Below are 21,344 nucleotides of genomic sequence, written 5' to 3' on the forward strand. Positions count from 1 at the left end.
AGTATCGTATACAATACAGAAGTTGGAATAAATGAGAATTTTATTGCAATGACATCTATTCTGAATATTTAAAAATTAGATTGTAGGAACTTGAAAGATTGAGTATAATTATCTGAAATATCAAATATTTCAAGTTTACTAAGGGGGAAATAATAATGGCAAAGCACAACAAAACAAAAAAGTACGGGTCATTATTCATGGCAACAGCACTATTAACTGGGCTTTTAGCAGGATGTGGAACTGATGATTCCGGTTCTTCTGGTTCAAGTGGAAGTGGCAATACAGTAGGGGAAACTATAAAAATTGGTGCAAACTTAGAATTATCCGGTGCGGTTGGTTCTTACGGGTCATCTATTAATGATGGAGCAAAATTAGCAATTGATGAAATCAATGCATCAGGTGGTATTGATGGTAAGCAAATTGAATATATTCCTATCGACAATAAATCAGAAACAGCTGAGGCAACATCTGCAGCGATTAAGCTAGCGGAGCAGGAAAAAGTAGTGGCAATGTTAGCGCCTGCAACTTCTGGTAACTCTGTTGCAACTGTGCAAATTGCAAATAACCATAAAGTTCCGATGGTTACTGGATCAGGTACAGCTCCGAATGTAACAGTGAATGATGACGGAACAGTAAATGAATATGCATTCCGTACATGTTTCATCGATCCATTCCAAGGTACAGTAGCAGCAAACTTTGCGACAAATGAATTAGGTGCTAAAAATGTAGCAATTTTTGCGGATAATGCATCTGATTATGCGAAAGGTTTAGCTGCATCATTCAAAGAAACAATTACAGCAAACGGCGGTACAGTTGTTACTGAAGAGGCGTATGTTGCAAAGGATGTTGACTTTAAATCTCAATTAACGAACATTAAAGGGAAAAATCCTGACTTCATCTTCATTCCTGGATATTACGAAGAGGTTGGAATAATCGTAAAGCAAGCACGTGAAGCAGGTATTACCGTTCCATTAATGGGCGCTGACGGTTGGGACTCTCCTAAATTAATCGAATTAGCCGGAGCGGATGCTTTAAATAATACTTTCATTACAAATCACTATTCATCTGAAGATCCAGATGCAAAAATTCAGGATTTCGTTAAAGCCTTCAATGATAAATATAGTCAGGCGCCTAATGCATTCCACGCTTTAGGTTATGATTCAATTTACTTTATCGTAGATGCTATTAAACGTGTAGATGGAGATGTTACGAGTGAAGCAGTTCAAAAACAGCTAGCATCAACGAAAGATTTAAGTTTAGTAACAGGTACTTTCACAGTTGACGAAAACCACAACCCAGTAAAATCAGCTACAGTTCTAGAATTCGTAGACGGTAAACAACAGTTCAACTCTAAAGTTAATCCTTAATTTTTTTCAAGTAAGGGGGGGCGGAACTTGCCTCCCTTTTTCGTATTTTCATAGTTAATAGTTGAAAAGGAAGTGAACTTTATGGAGTGGATTCAACAATTAGTGAACGGGATTTCGCTAGGTAGTATTTATGCGCTCATCGCTTTAGGCTATACGATGGTTTATGGGATTATTAAATTAATCAACTTTGCCCATGGTGACGTTTTTATGCTAGGTGCCTTTATTGGTTTTTATGCAATTGCGCGTTGGGAAATGAACATATTTTTAGCCCTTATTTTAGCAATGATTTTATGTGCCGTTATCGGAGTAATTATTGAGCGTGTCGCCTATAAGAGACTGCGAAATGCGACGCGTATAGCAGCACTTATAACGGCCATTGGGGTATCACTGTTAATTGAGTACACAGTAATTTTCTTCCGTGGATCGTCTCCAGAGGCATATCCGACAGTGTTTACAACGAAGAATATTGAAATTTTTGGTGTTCAAATTAGCACACTAGCCATATTCATTTTGTCTGTATCGATCTTTTTAATGCTTCTCCTACAATTCATTGTTCACAAGACGAAAATCGGAAAAGCGATGCGTGCAGTATCACATGACGCTGATGCAGCCCGCTTAATGGGTATTAACGTTGACAATACAATATCTGCAACATTCGCCATTGGTTCTGCTTTAGCAGGAGCAGCCGGTGTAATTTTTGGTATTTACTATACTCGTATCGACCCATTAATGGGGATTATGCCGGGAATTAAGGCATTTATCGCAGCCGTTTTAGGCGGTATAGGAATTATTCCAGGGGCGATGGTAGGCGGTCTTTTTCTTGGAGTAGTAGAAACCGTTGTTTCTGCACTAGGCTATTCTTTATGGCGGGATGCAGCCGCATTCGTCATTCTTATTTTAATTCTAATTTTACGTCCAGCGGGTATTTTCGGTAAAAATACACGCGAGAAAGTGTAGGTGAACAGCATGAAAAAATCAAAAATCTTTTGGGGTTATGCCGTCCTAGCACTTGTTATTTATGCAGTTGTTCAATTATTAATCTCAAATGGTGTTATTCAGAACTACTATCAAAATATGTTTATCGCAATGTGTATTAATATTATTTTAGCAGTTAGTTTACATGTCATAATCGGGGTTACAGGTCAATTTTCGATAGGGCATGCAGGATTTTTAGCAGTCGGTGCTTACATATCGGCAATTTGTACAATGAAGTTTGGCATGCCATTTATTACAGCAATTTTAATTGGTGCAATTGTTGCCGCACTGGCTGGACTATTGGTTGGAATTCCATCTCTTCGTTTAAAAGGGGACTACTTAGCCATTGCAACGCTCGGATTTGCGGAGATTATTCGAATTGTATTTGTTAATACGGACTATGTAGGAGGAGCTGCAGGTTTGCAAGTGACCCACCAATCAACGTGGACATATGCATTCTTTGGCGTATTCATAACTATTTTAGTCATTTCCAACTTCACGAATTCCCGGCATGGTCGCGCATGTATATCCATACGGGAAGATGAAATTGCTGCTGATGCAATGGGAATTAACACGACCTATTACAAAGTAGTCGCATTTGCAATTGGGTCATTTTTTGCTGGAGTTGCGGGTGCAATTTACGCCCATAACTACTATATAATTCAGCCAACTGCATTTGGATTTTTAAAATCCTTTGATATTTTAATATTCGTCGTTTTAGGCGGGTTAGGAAGTTTATCAGGATCTGTAATTGCTGCGATTTTATTAACCGTCGTTTCAACGTATTTACAGGACTTCCCGGAGACACGAATGATTATTTATTCATTAATTCTAATTCTAGTTATGTTATATCGTCCGACGGGATTATTAGGTTCAAAAGAAATTACAGCATACTTTAAGTTTGGTAAAAAGGGAGGTACACGCGTATGAGTGCACTTCTAACCGTAGAGAATTTAGGTATTCAATTTGGTGGATTAAAGGCTGTTCAAAACGTTGAATTGTACATGAATCAAGGTGAATTAATCGGTCTTATAGGTCCAAATGGAGCAGGTAAGACAACGACATTTAATATGCTAACGGGTGTTTATTCGCCAACAGAAGGAAAGATTATGTTTGATGGCAAATCAATAGGAGGCCTTGATCCATATAAAGTAACACGCCAAGGAATTAGTCGTACATTCCAAAATATCCGCCTATTTAAGGAGTTATCGGTCCTGGATAATGTAAAGGTGGCAAACCACGGTTTAGCGAAGCACAACTTAGTTTCAAGCATTTTCCGCTTACCAAGCCATTTTAAAGGCGAGGAGAAGATGGAAGAGGAGTCATTGGCTTTTTTAAAGATATTCGGGCTGGATGTTTACCGTGATGAGCTTGCAAAAAACTTGCCGTACGGGATGCAACGTCGTTTGGAAATTGCTCGTGCATTGGCAGCAGCTCCAAAGCTATTATTATTAGATGAGCCAGCAGCTGGAATGAATGCAAAGGAAACACATGATTTAATGGAGCTTATTGCGTTCATCCGCAAGGAATTTGATTTAACGATTTTATTAATCGAACATGATATGAACTTGGTTATGGGTATTTGTGAGCGTATTTACGTGCTGGATCACGGTCAATTAATTGCAAACGGGACACCTGCAGAAATTCGTTCAAACCCGAAAGTAATTGAAGCTTACTTAGGTGAGGAGGTTACAGAATAATATGCTAAAAATCAATGATATTGATGTTTTCTATGGTAATATTCAGGCATTAAAAGGAATCTCCCTCGAAGTAAATGAAGGTGAAATTGTTACATTAATTGGGGCGAATGGGGCAGGGAAAAGCACTTTACTTAAAACAATTTCCGGATTACTAAAGCCAAAGCGTGGCTCAATTGAATATTTAGGTTCTGCAATTGATGGTAAGCCGGCACAATCTATTGTAAAGTCAGGAATTTCTCATGTACCGGAAGGAAGACGTGTATTTTCAAATATGTCGGTAGAGGAAAATTTGGAGCTAGGTGCTTATTTACGCTCTGATCGAGACGGAATTAAAAAGGATTTGGCCCATGTTTATGAATTGTTTCCTCGTCTTTTAGAACGTCGTAAACAGCTTTCAGGGACCCTTTCAGGTGGTGAGCAGCAAATGCTTGCGATGGGGCGCGCTTTAATGGCTAAGCCAAAACTAATCATTATGGATGAGCCATCAATGGGCTTGGCACCATTAATGGTAAAAAATATATTTAATATTATCGAGATGGTTAATAAAGAAGGTGTTACTGTATTACTAGTAGAGCAAAATGCGAATATGGCATTATCTGTTGCGCACCGTGCCTATGTTTTAGAAACAGGTAAAATAGTGCTTGCAGGTTCTGCGAAGGAACTGCAGGAAAGTGATGAAGTAAGAGCCGCTTATTTAGGTGGATTATAAAAACTGAAAGAAGGCTGGTTAAAAGTATAATTGACTTTTAACCAGCCTTCTTTATATGTAAGTATGTAAACTATTGCTACCAAATAATCGCTTCTTCATCTGGATACTTTAATGTCAGCTCTACTTCATAGAAAGATTGCTTTGATAAGCTTGTTACATCTAAAAGCTGCTGAATTAATACTTTATAAGTCTCGTCTTCTGTTAAAAGACGCAATGCAAATGAATTTATATGTTTTTCGCGTTCTTCTTTAGATAATGAAAGATACTCCAGATTCAATATATCCACATACTGTGGGGCATACTGATGAAACAGTGGTGACTTCGTATGTAACGTTGTTAAAAACAACATATAATGGTCCTCTGGAAAAAATGAAGAGATGGATTCGGCTACAAGTGCCTGGAACTTGCGAACTGTAGTTACCGCCATACTCCACTCCGAATCATCTACTGTTTCTTTATAAAGTGAAATGAAATCATTTAATGCAAGCGCAGAAAAAATGAGCTCAGGGACAAATAAAGGCACACTGTAATAAATATTTTTTTCAGGATAAATTGCATGTATCTTCTTCAGCACATTTTTATTTATCCCATTTGAAATATAATCAATGCCATGTTCCCCTTTAGAAGCTTGGCGTAACTTTAAGCAAACGGCTAATAATCGTTGCCTTACACCTTCATAATGGAAATAGCGCTTTTCTTCCCCGATGACCTCGTAAACTGCATGTATTAAATTATCCAAATCCCAATAGTCCCCACTTACCGTTAATCCTGTTAAGTTCTCAGTTGGCTGTATTGTTAGCATAACGATGCCTCCTATGCCTAGTAAGCAGCTCTCCCGGTTAAGGGAGAGGATTACTTATTGTTTTGGTGTATAATTCAGTAATTTGAATAGTTCATTTTTTTCTTTTTCCGTAAGATCACGCCATTGTCCAACCTTTAGATTTCCAATATGAATATTCATGATACGGATGCGTTGAAGTCTTTGTACAGAATATCCCAGTGCCGAGCACATACGACGAATTTGGCGGTTTAAACCTTGCTCCAAAATAATTTTGAAAACTTGTGAAGAAACTTTTTCGACACGGCAAGGTAATGTCGTAGTATCCAAAATTTCCACACCTGCGCTCATGTCTTTAATGAATTTGTCGGTAATCGGTTTATCGACTTGTACGACATACTCTTTTTCATGATGATTTTCTGCACGTAAAATTTCGTTTACAATGTCACCATCGTTTGTAAGAAGGAGCAATCCTTCTGAGTCTTTGTCTAAACGACCAATATGGAAAATACGCAATGGATGGTTTACAAAATCAACGACATTGCCTTGAATATGCTTTTCCGTAGTACTTGTAATGCCAACAGGCTTGTTCAGAACGATATACACTAACTGCTCTTCTCTTTTTACAAGTATGCCATCTACAAATACTTCGTCACCTGGTTCTACTTGGCTACCATTTGTTGCAAGGATGCCATTTATCTTTACACGTCCATCTTCTACCCATTTATCTGCACCGCGACGAGATACGATGCCGGTTTCTGCTAAATATTTATTTATACGCATAATTTTTTCACCTACTAATAGAATATCTTCAGTATACATGAAATGACTTATAAATTCGTCTCACGTTGTTTTAAATTATTCACATTAATTCAGAACGAATGATTTAAATTGTTCGAGTGGCATAGAATTTTGAACAGGAATCCGGGGTACATATAACCGAGGGCTCGTTATTTTTGCTTTACCACCCTTATTTAAAAATGCTAGCGAAATATTATTTTCTATAAATGTAGCTTCATGATTTTTATTAAATTTCCCGTATGGATAAGAATAGTACTGTGCTTGTATATTAGGGTCAATTTGCTTTAGTACTTCATTCGTTTGCTGGATATCGTAATGCAGATCTTTAGCTGATGTAAGCTGGAGCTGACTTCTCTTTAATGCATCATTGTAAACATGCAGCGCATAAGTATGATGCTCGATTTCAATAAGGTCCATTACACTGTGGAGTTCTTTAAATCCTGCAAATTGTACTATTTCTGCCTCACTGTTAAATGGGGGAGTTTCTTCTTTTACCCGATTCCCAATGACAAAGGTAGTACCATGCATATTGTTTTCCTTTAAAATGGGATAGACCATTTTCTCCAGTGATAAATTAGCATCATCGAAAGTTAGGGCGACTGCTTTTGCAGGAAGAGCCTGCTTTTTTTGCATCCACTGGTCTAAATCCTTTAAAGAAATAGTCGTATAGCCTTCATTTTTCAAAAATGTCATTTGCTGTTCAAAGTCTACAATATCAACAACAGAGATATTATTACGGAAGTAGGATTTTTGAATGTTTTCCACAAAGTGGTGATAAATTAAAATAGGAACACCAGCGTCAACCTGCATTTTTTTAATAGGAACATATCCAAGCTTTCCACCAATAACAACCTCATAAAAATAGCCTTTTACGCCATTGGAGCTAATACGTGTATTAGCGCTTAATGTAGCAATTTGTCTACTACTATTGCGATGGGAATTATAAACGGGTGTGGAGTCATTGGTTAAAATCTGTAATTTATTATTGTTTTGCGCAGGAGTAATTTTTTCATTTATGCTTTTCGCATCTTGTTTATCGATATGAACCTTTGCATTGCCAATTTCGATCATCCAGGTTAGATCCTCTATAGTAGCGAGGTATGTTTCCCCTTTTTTTAAAGTAATGTATTTTACTTCTTGGTTATTATGCAAATAAAAATAGGCCGTTGTATCCTTTTCTATTTTTACTGTTTCTTGTGCCGAAGCGTATGTAACATTTGGAAAGATAAATGATAAAAACAATAAAATAAAAAGTGTACTAAAATGTTTCATTTGTCTACTTCCTTTTGGTTGATAGTAATAATTACCAGTATAGCAGAATATTTAAAATAAAATATTCTTAAAATTGTAGTTTAATATTTGAAATTATTGGATTCTTCTGACAATATAATAGTTAGAGATACCTCTCACAACAAGGTGAGCTATTAAATAAAAAACCTGTAGATGAGGGTATGGTCACAACAATTTTTGCAAAGGGGAGAGAATTCAATGGCAGCAGTGTATCACAATCCTAACACAGATGGCGCATTAGTGAATTTTAAGGAGCGCTATGACAACTTTATTGGTGGTAAATGGACACCTCCAGTAAAAGGGGAGTATTTTGACAATATAACACCGGTTACTGGAAAAGTTTTTACGCAAGTTGCTCGTTCAACTGAAGAGGATATCGAACTCGCATTAGATGCAGCGCATGCAGCAAAGGATGCATGGGGTAAGACATCTGCCGCAGAGCGATCAAACATTTTACTGAAGATTGCTGATCGTATGGAACAAAACTTAGAAATGTTAGCGGTTGCAGAAACATGGGACAATGGTAAAGCTGTACGGGAAACATTAAATGCAGATTTACCACTTGGTATTGATCATTTCCGATATTTTGCGGGGGTATTACGTGCACAAGAGGGATCGATTAGTCAGATTGATGATAATACAGTTGCTTATCATTTCCATGAGCCAATCGGAGTTGTAGGACAAATTATACCGTGGAACTTCCCTTTACTTATGGCAATATGGAAGTTGGCGCCAGCACTTGCTGCAGGAAACTGTGTTGTATTAAAGCCGGCTGAGCAAACGCCAACATCGATTTTAGTGTTAGTTGAGTTAATTGAAGATTTACTGCCACCTGGTGTAGTGAATGTTGTGAATGGTTTTGGTTTAGAAGCAGGTAAGCCACTGGCATCTAGTCCACGTATCGGAAAAATTGCCTTTACAGGGGAAACGACGACAGGGCGCCTCATTATGCAGTATGCTTCACAAAACTTAATCCCTGTTACATTAGAGTTAGGTGGTAAATCACCAAATATATTCTTTGAAGATATTATGGAGGCAGACGATGCCTTTTTGGACAAAGCCGTGGAAGGTTTCGTATTGTTCGCTTTAAACCAAGGGGAAGTATGTACTTGTCCATCTCGTGCACTTATTCAAGAGTCGATTTATGAGAAATTCATGGATCGTGTATTGAAACGTGTTGAAGCGATTAAAACAGGAAATCCTTTAGATACAGATACAATGATGGGTGCTCAGGCTTCTTCAGAGCAAATGGAAAAAATCCAATCGTATTTACAAATTGGAAAAGAAGAAGGTGCTGAATGCTTAATCGGTGGCGAGAAAAATGATCTTGGCGGCGATTATGCAAACGGTTACTATATTAAGCCAACTGTATTTAAAGGTCATAATAAAATGCGTATTTTCCAAGAAGAAATTTTTGGTCCAGTCGTTGCAGTAACAACGTTTAAAACGAAAGAAGAAGCTTTAGAAATCGCAAATGATACACTTTATGGCTTAGGCGCGGGTGTGTGGACGCGTGATATGAATACTGCCTATCGCTTTGGACGTGGTATTGAAGCTGGACGTGTATGGACCAATTGCTATCATGCATATCCGGCCCATGCAGCATTTGGTGGGTACAAAATGAGTGGTATCGGTCGTGAAAATCATAAAATGATGTTAAGTCATTACCAACAAACGAAAAATCTTTTAGTAAGCTATGATGAAAACCGCTTAGGCTTCTTCTAAGAGAGGGGGGTGCGATTTTGGTTGAACGTGTAACCGCAACCGATGCAGCACTACAATTAATTGAGAAGTTAAAGGAACGTCATGGACCGATTATGTTTCATCAATCGGGAGGGTGTTGTGATGGCTCATCGCCAATGTGCTATCCAGATGGCGATTTAATAATTGGTAATCAGGATGTGCTGCTCGGCCATATTGGGGATAGTCCGTTTTATATGCATAAAAATCAATATGATTATTGGAAGCATACCCAAATTATAATTGATGTTGTAGCTGGACGGGGCGGGATGTTTTCATTGGAAGGTGTCGAGGGAAAACGCTTTTTGTCAAGATCACGTGCATTTACAAAAGAAGAGCTTGAACAGCTTTAAGGATAATGTGAAGAGTAAACGCTGATGGATTTCCATTGGTGTTTACTTTTTTTTACAAACAAATGCATTATTTTTCACCTCAAATATTTAGGCGTATAATAATGGTTAGGAGTGTGAAGATATGGAAAAGTCATCTTTTATTCAATTGCTTAGCCAAAATTATGAGCGGATGGAGCTCTTTTTCGGGACAAATGAAACCAGTAATATTCGAATACCTTTAGCTAATCAGTTTACATTTTCACGTGAAACATTTAATGGATCAAAATTTGAGGATAGTGTTAAAAAAATACATAAGCAAAAACCAAAGAAAAAGTTGCTCGATATTTTATCACCATCCAATAATATATCTGCATTGACTTATAGAATTTTAGTGCATCTTGTATTACATCCAGAACCTGAGCAAGAGCTGAAACGCTTAATCTCAAATGAAAAGTTGCTAATAAAGGCCGGATTTAAAAATAGTGCCTATCAAAATATAGCTGCGTTATTTTTAACAGATGAAGATCATGCATTTCGAGCAAAGAAGTTACATACAGAAATGAAAAAACATCACTATTTTTTAACTGGCAAAGATGACATTCCCTACGCAGTATTATTAACGAATCAGTCCAGTAATTATGGAACTTTGGCTGAAACGATGCGGCAATATTATGATGGCTTGCAGAAAGAAGGTTTTAAAATTGGTGATTCATTACAGGCGATGACCCAGCTTTTGGCACTATATCAAGAGGAGTTTCAGCCTACTTTAATCGAATATACTGTTGCGATTAAACAATCATTTACTAACAAAAAGGTAAAGGTAGGGAAGAAGTTTTATCCATATTTGGCCTTGCTCGCTTTAGTAGCTGCAACCTCTGAAGTAGTGGATGAAATTATTGAGCTATCCCAGGAATTAAAGAGTCTATCTATGTTTGCAAGGGAAGAAGAATATGCGTTAATAACGGCAACCCACTATATACTGCATAGCTTAATAGAAAACAATCAATTAGCTGATTTTAATGATAGTCTACTTTTTATGCAAGCAGTTGATATGAGTAATTTCATTAATGATATGACATTTTTTTTAGCATTGGATATTCTCGATATATTTATTTAAATCGGGTAAATAATATAGAGGAGGGATTAATTATGAAAGAAACAAAATTATGGATTAATGGCAAATGGGAAAGTACAGCTGAGTTAAGTGAACTAACAGCTCCCTATACGGGAAAAATAATTGCGAAAGTTGCAAAAGCCTCTGTGGCTGATGTGGAAAGAGCGATTGAAGGGGCTCATAAAGCGTTTCTGTCATTTAAGAGGACAACAGCATATGAACGTGCAGAGATTTTATATAAAGTTGCGGCAATTATGCGTGACCGTAAATTTGAACTTGCAAAAATTTTAGCAGATGAAGCGGCAAAACCTTTATCAGCAGGGCTTACCGAATTAGATCGTACGATTACTACGTATCAATTCGCAGCAGAAGCGGCAAAACAAATTACAGGTGAAACCGTTCCAATGGATGCTACACCTGGTGTTAAAGATCGAATGGGTTATACAAAACGAGTACCATTAGGAGTAGTCTCTGCAATAACACCGTTTAACTTTCCGTTTAACTTAGTGGCGCATAAGTTAGGGCCGGCCTTTGCTGTAGGGAATACAGTTGTATTAAAACCGGCATCACAAACACCATTAAGTGCGCTTGCGATGGCGGAAATTTTTAAAGAAGCTGGATTACCTGACGGGGCTCTTCAAATTGTGACTGGTGGTGGCGGCGATTTAAGCGATACGCTTGTGACACACCCACTTGTGAAAAAGGTTACATTTACTGGTAGTGGCGCGGTTGGACTGAAAATTAAAGAAAAGGTCGGATTGCGTAAAATTACATTAGAGCTAGGTTCAAATGCTGCATTAATTGTAGAGCCTTCAACACCAATTGAAAAAATTATAGCGCGTTGTGTAGGCGGTGCATTTGGCTTTGCGGGACAAGTCTGCATTTCTCTACAGCGTGTATATGTTCACAGTTCAATTTATGAGCAATTCACGAAGTTGTTTGTTGAAGAGACAGAAAAGTTAGTGGTTGGAGATCCACATGATGAACAGACAGATGTGAGTGCGATGATTCACCCTGATGAGGTAAAACGTATTAAGGATTGGATTGAAGCCGCGAAACAACAAGGTGCGGTTGTTGCAACAGGGGCGGAATTTACGGATCGTACATGTTCGCCGACCGTTATGACAAATGTGAAGCCGGATATGAAAATTGTATGTGAAGAAACCTTTGCGCCTATTGTTTCAATCGTTCCATATGAAACATTAGACGAGGCAATAGCGCTCGTAAACGAATCAGAGTTAGCCTTAAATGCTGGTATTTATACAAACGTTTTCACAGATGCTATGAAAGCAGCAGAGGAGATTGAAGCAGGAACGGTAGTTATTAATGATGTTCCTACATTCCGCGTAGATAATATGCCATATGGTGGTGTTAAAAATAGCGGCTATGGCAAAGAAGGTATTAAGTATGCTGTGGAAGAAATGACAGAGCTGAAATTTATAACAATGAAGCTGACATATTAAAAATTCAAACTAGCACTTTGCCCTATCGAATAGTAACATGGAGTGTAGTTAGAAAGGAGGATATTTATGAAAACAACTTTACCAATGAGTTATTCAAAATCTATCCAAACTCGATTAGTACTACCTCCTGATACGAATCACCATCAATCTATATTCGGGGGAAAAGTATTAGCATATATTGATGAGATTGCGGCAATTGCAGCAATGAAACATTCTCAGGGAGAGGTCGTCACAGCATCTTTCGACTCCGTAGATTTTGTCTCACCAGCATATGCAGGTGATATGATAGAGCTAGAGGCAGTCGTTTCTGGGACGGGACGTACATCAATGGAAGTGTATGTACGTGTAGTTTCTAGAAATGTTAAAACCGGAGCAAAAAAATTAACGACAGAATCTTTCGTGACAATGGTTGCAATTGATGGAAATGGCAATCCGAAAGAAGTACCAGGTGTTGAGCCGGAAACGGATTTTGAACGTCATTTATTTGAAACAGGTCCTATTCGTCAAGAACATCGAAAGCAAAAGCGGGTCTTATCAAAAAATCGCCTGCTTAAATGACAATTTAGCAATAATCAAAGGAGGCAGTGATAAAGGGAAACCTTTTACCACTGCCTTTTCATTTTTCTTAATAGCTATTTAAAACACCGCTAATTGAAAATTAGTTATTTAATTCATGAACGATGCGCAACAACGAATCAGAAGAAGTTGAGACAAGATTGGTTGTATGTGTTAATCCCGTAATGACAGAGGATATGGTATGAATGTCTTCATTAGTATTTTCATATTTCTTTTTAATGCCGGATACAGCTTCTGTAATAGAAGTAAATGAATCCGCTAAATTTTTTTGAGTATCGACACTCATTTTGACCTGCTCATCGACACTCGAAACAGAATGAGACATTTGGGTAATACTGAGCTCAGTTTCTTTAATTAATTGCGACACATTTTGAACTGCTTTTTTCGTTTCTTCTGCAAGCTTTCGAACTTCATCCGCTACGACAGCAAAACCTTTACCATGTTCTCCTGCACGGGCAGCTTCAATAGATGCATTTAACGCTAGTAAATTCGTTTGATCAGCGATACCTGTAACTAACCCTACGATATCAGCAATTTTTTGAGAGGATTGACGAAGTGTAACCATTGAAGTTTCCAATGTCTCTACTCGGTCTAAAATCGTCGTCATAATTGCCGTTTGACTTACTAAATAGGTTGTGCCGGTTGTCGATTTGTCTTCTGTCTCCGCGACTAAATTTAAACCTTGCTCTGTATTAGAAGCGATTTCTTCAGATTGGCTGGCTATTTCCTGTAAAGAATCGTTTGTTTCATCACTAATGCTATACAATTCCTGTGCGGTATTTTGAATCCGGTCGATTAGTTTTGTTTGCAACTCTACATTTTCCATACGAATTCGCTGTTCTTCCTTTTCATAAGCTTCGATAACAAGCTGCTGTTCGAGATTAATAATTTTCGAGAAAGCATTAATGGCTTTACCCATTTCGGAGTTCGGCATATCAATCTTTTCGATAAACTCAATAAATGTCGTTATTAAGGATTGGAACGAAGCAATATACCATTTTGATTTTAAACCAATTCTGACATGTACATGTGCAATTGTCTGACGCTCTTCTAAGTAATGCGAATCAATTGAAGCTTTAAAAATACTTTCTAAATGTTTGTATAGAGTAACTTTTAATCGGTCTATTTTACTTGTATTATTTATAATATCAGTAAGCTCCGTACTTAAACTAATTGCTGCATAGAACTGTTCCACCATAGTAGGAATGATTTCTGGTGCAAAGGGCTCCAGCTGTTTTATTATGGCTAAGTCATCGTTTGTTAATTTTAATAATTGAAGCTGTTTATTTAAATCGGGATACTTCGAAACATCTAAAGAAACTTCTTGAGAATATTTATCTATATCAAAGTAAGGTTTTTTTGAAACTTTAGTCGCTCTTGCAAATAGAATGCCCATACTATTCCTCATTTCATTAATTTTCCAACTATTACAATCTTACTATTTTTTATTGGTATTATCATTATTATTTCGGTATAAATTCTTATTATTGAAGAATTTGTAATTTAAAATTAAACGAGGTATGATAGAAACTAACAAAAATAGATTCAAAGGGCGTAGAAAAAATGAAATTTCATAAAGGTCGTTTAAAATTTGTTATACCATTGTCATTAGGGGTTGCAATTGCTTCTTATATTATGTTAGTTAATAATTATGCAGAAGTAGGCGACCGTGATCGAATATTGATTGTGATAGGAGCTACCATTTTAACAGCTATAATTTCGTATTTTTTATTTCCTCAAGAAGGGGATAACCCTGATGATAGAGGTCCATATTAATCAGAAGTTTGTTCTCTAAGAAATCTCGATAAAAGAATCGGGATTTTTTTATTCCTGCTATGAAACTTTTATGAATATTATTCGTAAATAAGTTAACAATACAAAGTGAGGTTGATAACAAATGGAATCTAAATGGTCAAAAATTATTATACATGCGAGTGCCTTTTTTGCTCCTTTCTTAGTGCCGATTCTATTTTTCTTAATAACTACTGAATCCGAAGTAAAACGTACTGCAATGCAAGCATTACTATTCCAAGTTGTATTTGGTATTTTATTAACAATTGCAGGGATCTTCACAATTGTGTTAATCGGTTTACCATTCTTATTGGTGTTCTTCATAATCTTCTGGGGTGCTCCAGTGATAGGAATTATAAAAGCATTATCAGACCAAGATTGGAATTATCCAATTGTCGGTCGTTGGGTCTAAGATTAAGCGGTCGAGTTTGTACAAAACAAACTCGGCTGTTTTTTTACATTAATAGGGATTTATTGTTGTGATTTAGGGGAAACTTAAGTAAGAGCAAATAGTTGCATTACAAAAAATAAATATTGTATATTTAAGTCAAAGATAGTCAAAGTCAGTTGATGAGAGGTGAGAACAGCATGAGGAATATATCTGACATAATTGAAGGGTATTTGAAGGAAGTTATTGAATTAGATGGACAGGGACATATTGAAATAAAGCGAAATGAATTAGCCAAGCAATTTTCCTGTGCTCCTTCCCAAATCAATTACGTCATCAATACGCGTTTCACGACCGAACACGGATACTATGTAGAGAGTAAACGCGGGGGTGGCGGTTATATTCGAATTTTGCGAGTAACAATCCACTCAAAGAAAAACTTATTAGATGAAATGGAAACACAGATAGGGAATGTCATTGCACAGACGAATGCAGAGCATATTATTTATCGATTGTTGGAAGAGGATATTATTACCGAGCGTGAAGCAAGCATTATGAAAGTAGCCCTCGATCGTGTCACATTACAGGTAGGTTTACCACTCCGTGATCAGTTAAGGGCACGCATTATGCATGCAATGCTAAAAACGATTTCTTTTGAAAAGTAGAGGTGTAAATATATGATATGTGAGCATTGTAAGCAGCGTCATGCAAATGTAACCGTAACACAAGTTCATAACGGTCAGAAAGTGGAACGTCACTATTGTGAAGTATGCGCTACACAATTCCATCCATTTCAATTTGATGTGAGTGAAGAGCCAACCTCTCTTCAACAACTTATATCGAATTGGTTCAATTTTGTACCGGTGAATGCAAAAAAAGAAAATGCAACGAAACAGCCTACCACTCAAAAAGCATGTCCTTCTTGTGGGTTTACGTACCGACAATTTTTAAAGCAAGGTAAATTTGGTTGTGGTCAGTGTTATGAGACATTTAGCGAGCAATTACCACAGTTGCTTGAGCGCATTCAAGCAGGCACACAGCATGTAGGGTACGAAAAAAATGCCCCATCAAAAGAAAAAATCGAACAACAAATTAACGAACTCCGTACATTATTACATCAGGCGATTGCTGAGGAACGCTTTGAAGACGCAGCCTTGATTCGTGATGAAGTACGTGAATTGGAAAATAAAATTAAACAGGAAGGAGAGGGGAACGCATGAACATCGAGCATTTTCTAACGAATGCTAGTCCAAGCTGGATGCAACATGAAAGCGAATCGGATATCGTCATAAGCACACGCATTCGACTTGCTCGTAATATTGCCAATACTCGATTTCCGATAAGTTTTACAGAAGAAGAGGCACAGGTAGTCGAAGATAAAATGATGAAGGTTCTACTATCTACAGACGTAAACCCTTATCAATTTTCCTACTTCCAAATAAAAGATATGCCTGTATTACAGCGTCAAATCCTAGTGGAGAAGCACCTTATAAGCCCTAACTTGGCACGAAGAAAAAAAATAGGATCATTTTTTTTAACAAAAGATGAATCCATTAGCATATTAGTAAATGAAGAGGACCATATTCGGATTCAGAGCCTGACACAAGGCATGAACTTAAAAGAAGCCTTTCAGGAAGCTAGAACAATTGACCGCTACTTAAGTAAGTCAATCAACTATGCATATGAAGACCGATATGGATACTTAACAAGTTGCCCGACCAATGTTGGAACGGGACTTAGAGCCTCTGTCATGCTTCATTTACCAGCACTTACGATGACTAAACAAATGAATGCCTTAATTCAGATGATGACAAGATTAGGAATGGTAGTGAGGGGTATATATGGAGAAGGAAGTGAAAATTTAGGTAATATTTATCAAATCTCTAATCAAATCACTTTAGGTAAATCTGAAGAAACAATTTTGCAGGAGCTTCAAGAAGTAGTAGAGCAAGTGATACAAAAAGAACAGCTTGCTCGGAAGAATTTGTTGATGCGAGCGCCTTCAATATTAGAAGACCGTTTAAGTCGCTCACTTGGTACATTGAAGTATGCAAAAATTTTACCGAGTGAAGAAGCCGCAAGCTGTTTATCCAATGTCCGTCTTGGGGTAAGTTTAGGATTATTAGAACCTATTTCACAGCGTAAATTAAATGAGTGCATGCTTTTAATGCAACCTGGACTCATTCAGCAATATATTGGTACTACTTTGCAACCAGCAGAGCGCGATATGTATCGTGCAAAGCTTTTACAAGATAAGTTAAACGAGCAAGATGAAGCTACAAACAATGGGGAAAAAGGAGAGGATTTTTTATGATGTTCAATCGATTCACACAACGTGCTCAGAAAGTATTACAACTTGCTCAAGAAGAAGCAATTCGCCTTAAGCATAAAGAAATTGGAACAGAACATATTTTACTTGGCTTAATTCGTGAAGGTGGCGGGATTGCTGCAAAAGCATTGGAAGCAATTAATATTAGCCCTCAAATGATTGAAACAGGCATAGAGGAATTAGTAGGGAAAGGTACCGAGGAGGTTGGACCTATCGTACATTACACACCGCGTGCTAAAAAAGTAATCGAACTTTCATTGGACGAATCACGTAAATTAGGTCATGCATATGTAGGAACAGAACATATTCTATTGGCATTAATTCGTGAAGGAGAAGGTGTGGCAGCACGAGTATTGGCTAACACAGGTGTAAGTATTAATAAAGCACGCCAACAAGTTTTATTACTTTTAGGAAATAATGATGCCAATAATAGTGGAACGTCAAATATGGCGCAAACTGTAAATACACCGACGTTGGATAGTTTAGCACGTGACTTAACAGCAGTTGCCCGAGAAGGTTCACTTGATCCTGTCATTGGACGCTCAAAAGAAATTACACGTGTCGTGGAAGTATTGTCACGCCGTACGAAAAACAACCCAGTATTAATTGGGGAGCCAGGTGTCGGTAAAACAGCCATTGCTGAAGGATTAGCTCAGCAAATTATTAATAATGAAGTACCTGAAACACTACGTGACAAACGTGTTATGACACTTGATATGGGTACTGTAGTAGCAGGTACAAAATATCGCGGTGAATTCGAGGACCGTTTGAAAAAAGTTATGGATGAAATTCGCCAAGCAGGAAATATTATTCTGTTCATCGATGAACTTCATACACTAATCGGTGCAGGTGGTGCTGAAGGTGCAATTGATGCATCAAACATTTTAAAACCATCTTTAGCTCGTGGGGAATTACAATGTATCGGTGCCACAACACTTGATGAATACCGTAAATATATTGAGAAAGATGCTGCATTGGAGCGTCGTTTCCAACCTATCCAAGTCGATGAGCCGTCTGTTGATGAAACAATCCAAATTATTAAAGGTTTACGTGACCGTTATGAAGCACATCACCGTGTGAAAATTTCGGATGAAGCAGTAGAAGCGGCGGCGAAATTATCAGATCGTTACATTTCAGACCGTTTCTTACCGGATAAAGCGATTGACTTAATTGATGAGGCAGGTTCGAAAGTACGTTTACGTTCATATACAGTTCCACCGAATTTAAAAGAACTGGAAGATAAGTTAGAAGGCATAAAATCCGAAAAGAATGCAGCTGTTTCAGGTCAGGAATTTGAAAAGGCAGCAGCGTTACGTGATTCGGAGCAAAAGCTAAAACAAGAGCTAGAGCAAATGAAAAAGGAATGGAAAGAAAAGCAGGGTAAAGAAGAGTCGACAGTATATGTAGATGACATTGCCCAAGTTGTTGCAATGTGGACTGGAATTCCAGTTTCTAAAATTGCACAAGCAGAATCTGCAAAATTACTGAACCTTGAAGAAGAATTACACAAGCGTGTAGTCGGTCAAGGTGAAGCGGTGGAAGCAATTTCACGAGCTATTCGTCGTGCACGCGCGGGATTAAAAGATCCTAAACGTCCAATCGGTTCATTCATATTCCTTGGTCCTACAGGTGTCGGTAAAACGGAACTTGCACGGGCGCTGGCAGAAGTAATGTTCGGTGATGAAGATGCGATGATCCGTGTAGATATGTCAGAGTATATGGAGAAACATTCGACTTCACGTTTAGTTGGTTCACCTCCAGGCTATGTGGGCTTTGATGATGGCGGTCAATTAACGGAAAAAGTTCGTCGTAAACCATACTCAGTTGTATTACTTGATGAAATCGAAAAAGCACATCCAGATGTATTCAACATCTTATTGCAAGTACTGGAAGATGGTCGTTTAACGGATTCAAAAGGTCGTGTTGTAGATTTCCGTAATACGGTAGTTATTATGACATCAAACGTTGGTGCGGATGCATTGAAATACCGTAAGCATGTTGGATTTAGTGCAGGATTAAATGAATCGAAAGATAAAGATATGAAGGGTACAATGCTGGAAGAACTGAAAAAAGCATTCCGCCCAGAGTTCTTAAACCGTATTGATGAAATGATTGTGTTCCACTCATTAGAGAAAGTTCACTTAAAAGAAATCGTATCATTAATGGCTAACTCTTTAACAAACCGTCTTAAAGAGCAAGAAATTGAGCTGCACCTTACAGATGCTGCACTTGAAAAGATTGCTGAAGAAGGCTACGATCCACAATATGGTGCCCGCCCATTACGTCGTGCATTGCAAAAACATGTAGAAGACCGTTTATCTGAAGAACTGTTAAAAGGGACATTAGATAAATCGCAAACAGTGGTACTTGATTATGTAAGTGATGAGTTCATCGTCCGTACACAAGAAAAAGTATCAACAAATTAATGGAATAAAAAGACGAGGTAGGTTATTTCCTGCCTCGTCTTTTTTTAGCCATTTTTGAAGCCCAAAATGAATTTTACGACTGATTAGTGGGTATTCGATTTTGTTTCGTGTACAATTATAGGAACAAACATTCGAAGGAGCTAGCAAAATGGCAAAAAAGAAATCGAAATTTATGTGCAGCAGCTGTGGCTATGAAGCGGCAAAATGGATGGGACGTTGCCCAGGGTGTGGCGAATGGAATACGATGAACGAAGAAGTCGAAGTCATCACAAAAGGGCCGCGTGGTGCTTTCCAGCATTCTACAACCGCTACAAAGGCAACACCTATTATTCATGTGGAGGTACAGGAAGAAACACGTATTGCCACAGAAATGAATGAATTTAATCGCGTTCTAGGCGGCGGAATTGTCCCAGGCTCACTTGTATTGATAGGGGGAGACCCGGGAATAGGGAAGTCGACATTACTATTACAAGTATCTGCTCTTCTTTCTAATCAAGGAAAGCGTGTGTTATACATTTCCGGCGAGGAATCTGTACGTCAAACGAAACTAAGAGCCGAACGCTTAGGTGTACACACTCCAGAGCTTTATATTTACTCGGAAACAAATCTGGAATTTTTAAATCAAACAATTGATGAGGTACAACCGAAATTTGTTATTGTCGATTCAATTCAAACAGTACATCATCCAGAGGTAACGAGTGCGCCGGGGAGTGTTTCTCAAGTACGTGAATGTACAGCAGAATTAATGCGTATTGCGAAAACGAAAAACATCGCGATTTTCTTGGTTGGTCACGTTACAAAGGAAGGTCAGATTGCAGGGCCGCGTATTTTAGAACATATGGTAGATACTGTTTTGTATTTTGAAGGGGAGCGTCACCATAACCACCGTATTTTACGGAGTCAAAAAAACCGTTTTGGTTCTACAAATGAAATTGCGATTTTTGAGATGCTCCACGGTGGATTGAAAGAAGTATTAAATCCGTCTGAGCTGTTTCTACAGGAACGTTCACAAGGTGCACCGGGTTCGACGATTGTGGCGTCAATGGAAGGGACACGACCGATTTTGGTGGAAATACAGTCACTTATCACGCCGACAAGTTTCAATTATCCAAAACGCATGGCTACAGGGGTTGATCAAAACCGTGTGCAGCTTTTAATGGCAGTATTGGAAAAGCGGATGGGTATGATGCTTCAGGCACAGGATGCCTATATTAAAGTTGCCGGTGGGGTGAAGCTGGATGAGCCGGCAATTGATTTAGCGGTATTAACGAGTATTGTTTCGAGCTTTAAAGATCAAACAGTACGCCCAACTGATTGCTTTATTGGGGAAGTAGGGTTAACTGGTGAAGTACGTCGTGTTTCTAGAATTGAGCAGCGTGTACAAGAAGCGGCAAAGCTAGGGTTTAAACGCGCATTTATTCCTGCCTCAAATATTGGGGGCTGGGAGTTCCCTGCAGATATACAAGTGGTCGGTGTTGAAACGATTAGTGATGCACTTCGGGAATCTTTTCAAAATTTATAGTAAACCTTTTGTGTTCTCGATGAGCGCGGGAGAAAATAGAAGT

At 38.0% G+C, this 21,344-nt stretch carries 21 protein-coding genes; 17 read left to right on the plus strand and 4 right to left on the minus strand.

Annotated features, from left to right (window positions below):
• Window positions 1-155 precede the first annotated feature (155 nt).
• The 5 genes from H9635_RS14890 (at window position 156) to H9635_RS14910 (ending at window position 4,751) form a co-directional block, all read left to right on the plus strand.
• Complete coding sequence (locus H9635_RS14890) at window positions 156-1,367, plus strand: ABC transporter substrate-binding protein (RefSeq protein ID WP_191701106.1); 1,212 nt, start codon at window positions 156-158, stop codon at window positions 1,365-1,367.
• Window positions 1,368-1,448: 81 nt separating this feature from the next.
• Window positions 1,449-2,324: a branched-chain amino acid ABC transporter permease gene (locus tag H9635_RS14895; protein ID WP_191701107.1), complete on the plus strand. Its 876-nt coding sequence runs from the start codon at window positions 1,449-1,451 to the stop codon at window positions 2,322-2,324.
• Between the two features lie 9 nt (window positions 2,325-2,333).
• Window positions 2,334-3,272 carry a branched-chain amino acid ABC transporter permease gene (locus H9635_RS14900; RefSeq protein ID WP_191701108.1) on the plus strand — a complete coding sequence of 313 codons (939 nt, stop codon included), beginning with the start codon at window positions 2,334-2,336 and terminating at the stop codon, window positions 3,270-3,272.
• Window positions 3,269-4,042: an ABC transporter ATP-binding protein gene (locus H9635_RS14905; RefSeq protein WP_191701109.1), complete on the plus strand. Its 774-nt coding sequence runs from the start codon at window positions 3,269-3,271 to the stop codon at window positions 4,040-4,042. Before H9635_RS14900 ends, H9635_RS14905 begins: the two co-directional genes overlap by 4 nt.
• Window position 4,043: 1 nt before the next feature.
• Window positions 4,044-4,751 (plus strand): ABC transporter ATP-binding protein, encoded by a 708-nt coding sequence (locus H9635_RS14910; protein ID WP_191701110.1) that lies wholly within the window; start codon window positions 4,044-4,046, stop codon window positions 4,749-4,751.
• A gap of 76 nt (window positions 4,752-4,827) precedes the next feature.
• Here the strand turns inward: H9635_RS14910 and H9635_RS14915 are convergent, their stop codons facing one another.
• From H9635_RS14915 to H9635_RS14925, 3 genes are all read right to left on the minus strand, one after another.
• Window positions 4,828-5,553, minus strand: a complete 726-nt coding sequence (locus H9635_RS14915) for a DUF6904 family protein (RefSeq protein WP_191701111.1) — start codon at window positions 5,551-5,553, stop codon at window positions 4,828-4,830.
• A gap of 54 nt (window positions 5,554-5,607) precedes the next feature.
• The gene (gene rluF / locus H9635_RS14920; RefSeq protein WP_191701112.1) at window positions 5,608-6,312 is read right to left on the minus strand and encodes a 23S rRNA pseudouridine(2604) synthase RluF; all 705 of its coding nucleotides are present in this window, start codon (window positions 6,310-6,312) and stop codon (window positions 5,608-5,610) included.
• 84 nt (window positions 6,313-6,396) lie between these two features.
• A complete protein-coding gene (locus H9635_RS14925) occupies window positions 6,397-7,602 on the minus strand; it encodes a polysaccharide deacetylase family protein (protein ID WP_191701113.1) in 1,206 nt (401 codons plus the stop codon).
• Between the two features lie 216 nt (window positions 7,603-7,818).
• Between H9635_RS14925 and adh the strand changes: the two genes are divergently transcribed.
• The 5 genes from adh to H9635_RS14950 all read left to right on the plus strand — a co-directional run bounded on the left by adh (window position 7,819) and on the right by H9635_RS14950 (window position 12,827).
• Window positions 7,819-9,345 carry an aldehyde dehydrogenase gene (gene adh / locus H9635_RS14930; protein WP_191701114.1) on the plus strand — a complete coding sequence of 509 codons (1,527 nt, stop codon included), beginning with the start codon at window positions 7,819-7,821 and terminating at the stop codon, window positions 9,343-9,345.
• A 17-nt stretch (window positions 9,346-9,362) separates the two neighbouring features.
• A complete protein-coding gene (locus H9635_RS14935) occupies window positions 9,363-9,713 on the plus strand; it encodes a DUF779 domain-containing protein (RefSeq protein ID WP_191701115.1) in 351 nt (116 codons plus the stop codon).
• A 121-nt stretch (window positions 9,714-9,834) separates the two neighbouring features.
• Window positions 9,835-10,809 carry a DUF4003 family protein gene (locus tag H9635_RS14940; RefSeq protein ID WP_191701116.1) on the plus strand — a complete coding sequence of 325 codons (975 nt, stop codon included), beginning with the start codon at window positions 9,835-9,837 and terminating at the stop codon, window positions 10,807-10,809.
• 32 nt (window positions 10,810-10,841) lie between these two features.
• Window positions 10,842-12,269, plus strand: a complete 1,428-nt coding sequence (locus H9635_RS14945) for an aldehyde dehydrogenase family protein (RefSeq protein WP_191701117.1) — start codon at window positions 10,842-10,844, stop codon at window positions 12,267-12,269.
• A 66-nt stretch (window positions 12,270-12,335) separates the two neighbouring features.
• Entirely contained in the window at window positions 12,336-12,827 is a 492-nt protein-coding gene (locus tag H9635_RS14950) for an acyl-CoA thioesterase (protein ID WP_191701118.1), read from the plus strand.
• 100 nt (window positions 12,828-12,927) lie between these two features.
• On the opposite strand, the gene H9635_RS14955 is transcribed toward H9635_RS14950, so the two are convergent.
• A complete protein-coding gene (locus H9635_RS14955) occupies window positions 12,928-14,241 on the minus strand; it encodes a globin-coupled sensor protein (RefSeq protein WP_191701119.1) in 1,314 nt (437 codons plus the stop codon).
• A gap of 167 nt (window positions 14,242-14,408) precedes the next feature.
• Here H9635_RS14955 and H9635_RS14960 point away from each other — a divergent pair, with 167 nt between their 5' ends.
• From H9635_RS14960 to radA, 7 genes are all read left to right on the plus strand, one after another.
• The gene (locus H9635_RS14960; RefSeq protein WP_191701120.1) at window positions 14,409-14,621 is read left to right on the plus strand and encodes an acyltransferase; all 213 of its coding nucleotides are present in this window, start codon (window positions 14,409-14,411) and stop codon (window positions 14,619-14,621) included.
• Between the two features lie 121 nt (window positions 14,622-14,742).
• Window positions 14,743-15,048: a DUF4870 domain-containing protein gene (locus H9635_RS14965; RefSeq protein ID WP_191701121.1), complete on the plus strand. Its 306-nt coding sequence runs from the start codon at window positions 14,743-14,745 to the stop codon at window positions 15,046-15,048.
• A 176-nt stretch (window positions 15,049-15,224) separates the two neighbouring features.
• Entirely contained in the window at window positions 15,225-15,689 is a 465-nt protein-coding gene (locus tag H9635_RS14970; protein WP_191701122.1) for a CtsR family transcriptional regulator, read from the plus strand.
• Between the two features lie 12 nt (window positions 15,690-15,701).
• Window positions 15,702-16,244, plus strand: a complete 543-nt coding sequence (locus H9635_RS14975; protein WP_191701123.1) for a UvrB/UvrC motif-containing protein — start codon at window positions 15,702-15,704, stop codon at window positions 16,242-16,244.
• On the plus strand, window positions 16,241-17,338 hold the full coding sequence (locus H9635_RS14980; RefSeq protein ID WP_191701124.1) for a protein arginine kinase: 1,098 nt from the start codon (window positions 16,241-16,243) through the stop codon (window positions 17,336-17,338). Before H9635_RS14975 ends, H9635_RS14980 begins: the two co-directional genes overlap by 4 nt.
• Window positions 17,335-19,779, plus strand: coding sequence for an ATP-dependent Clp protease ATP-binding subunit (locus H9635_RS14985; RefSeq protein WP_191701125.1), 2,445 nt, complete (start codon window positions 17,335-17,337; stop codon window positions 19,777-19,779). Before H9635_RS14980 ends, H9635_RS14985 begins: the two co-directional genes overlap by 4 nt.
• Window positions 19,780-19,927: 148 nt before the next feature.
• Complete coding sequence (radA, locus tag H9635_RS14990) at window positions 19,928-21,301, plus strand: DNA repair protein RadA (RefSeq protein ID WP_191701126.1); 1,374 nt, start codon at window positions 19,928-19,930, stop codon at window positions 21,299-21,301.
• The last annotated feature ends 43 nt before the right edge of the window (window positions 21,302-21,344 follow it).

This window comes from Solibacillus faecavium (assembly GCF_014836905.1).
GTDB classification, from domain to species: Bacteria; Bacillota; Bacilli; order Bacillales_A; family Planococcaceae; genus Solibacillus; species Solibacillus faecavium.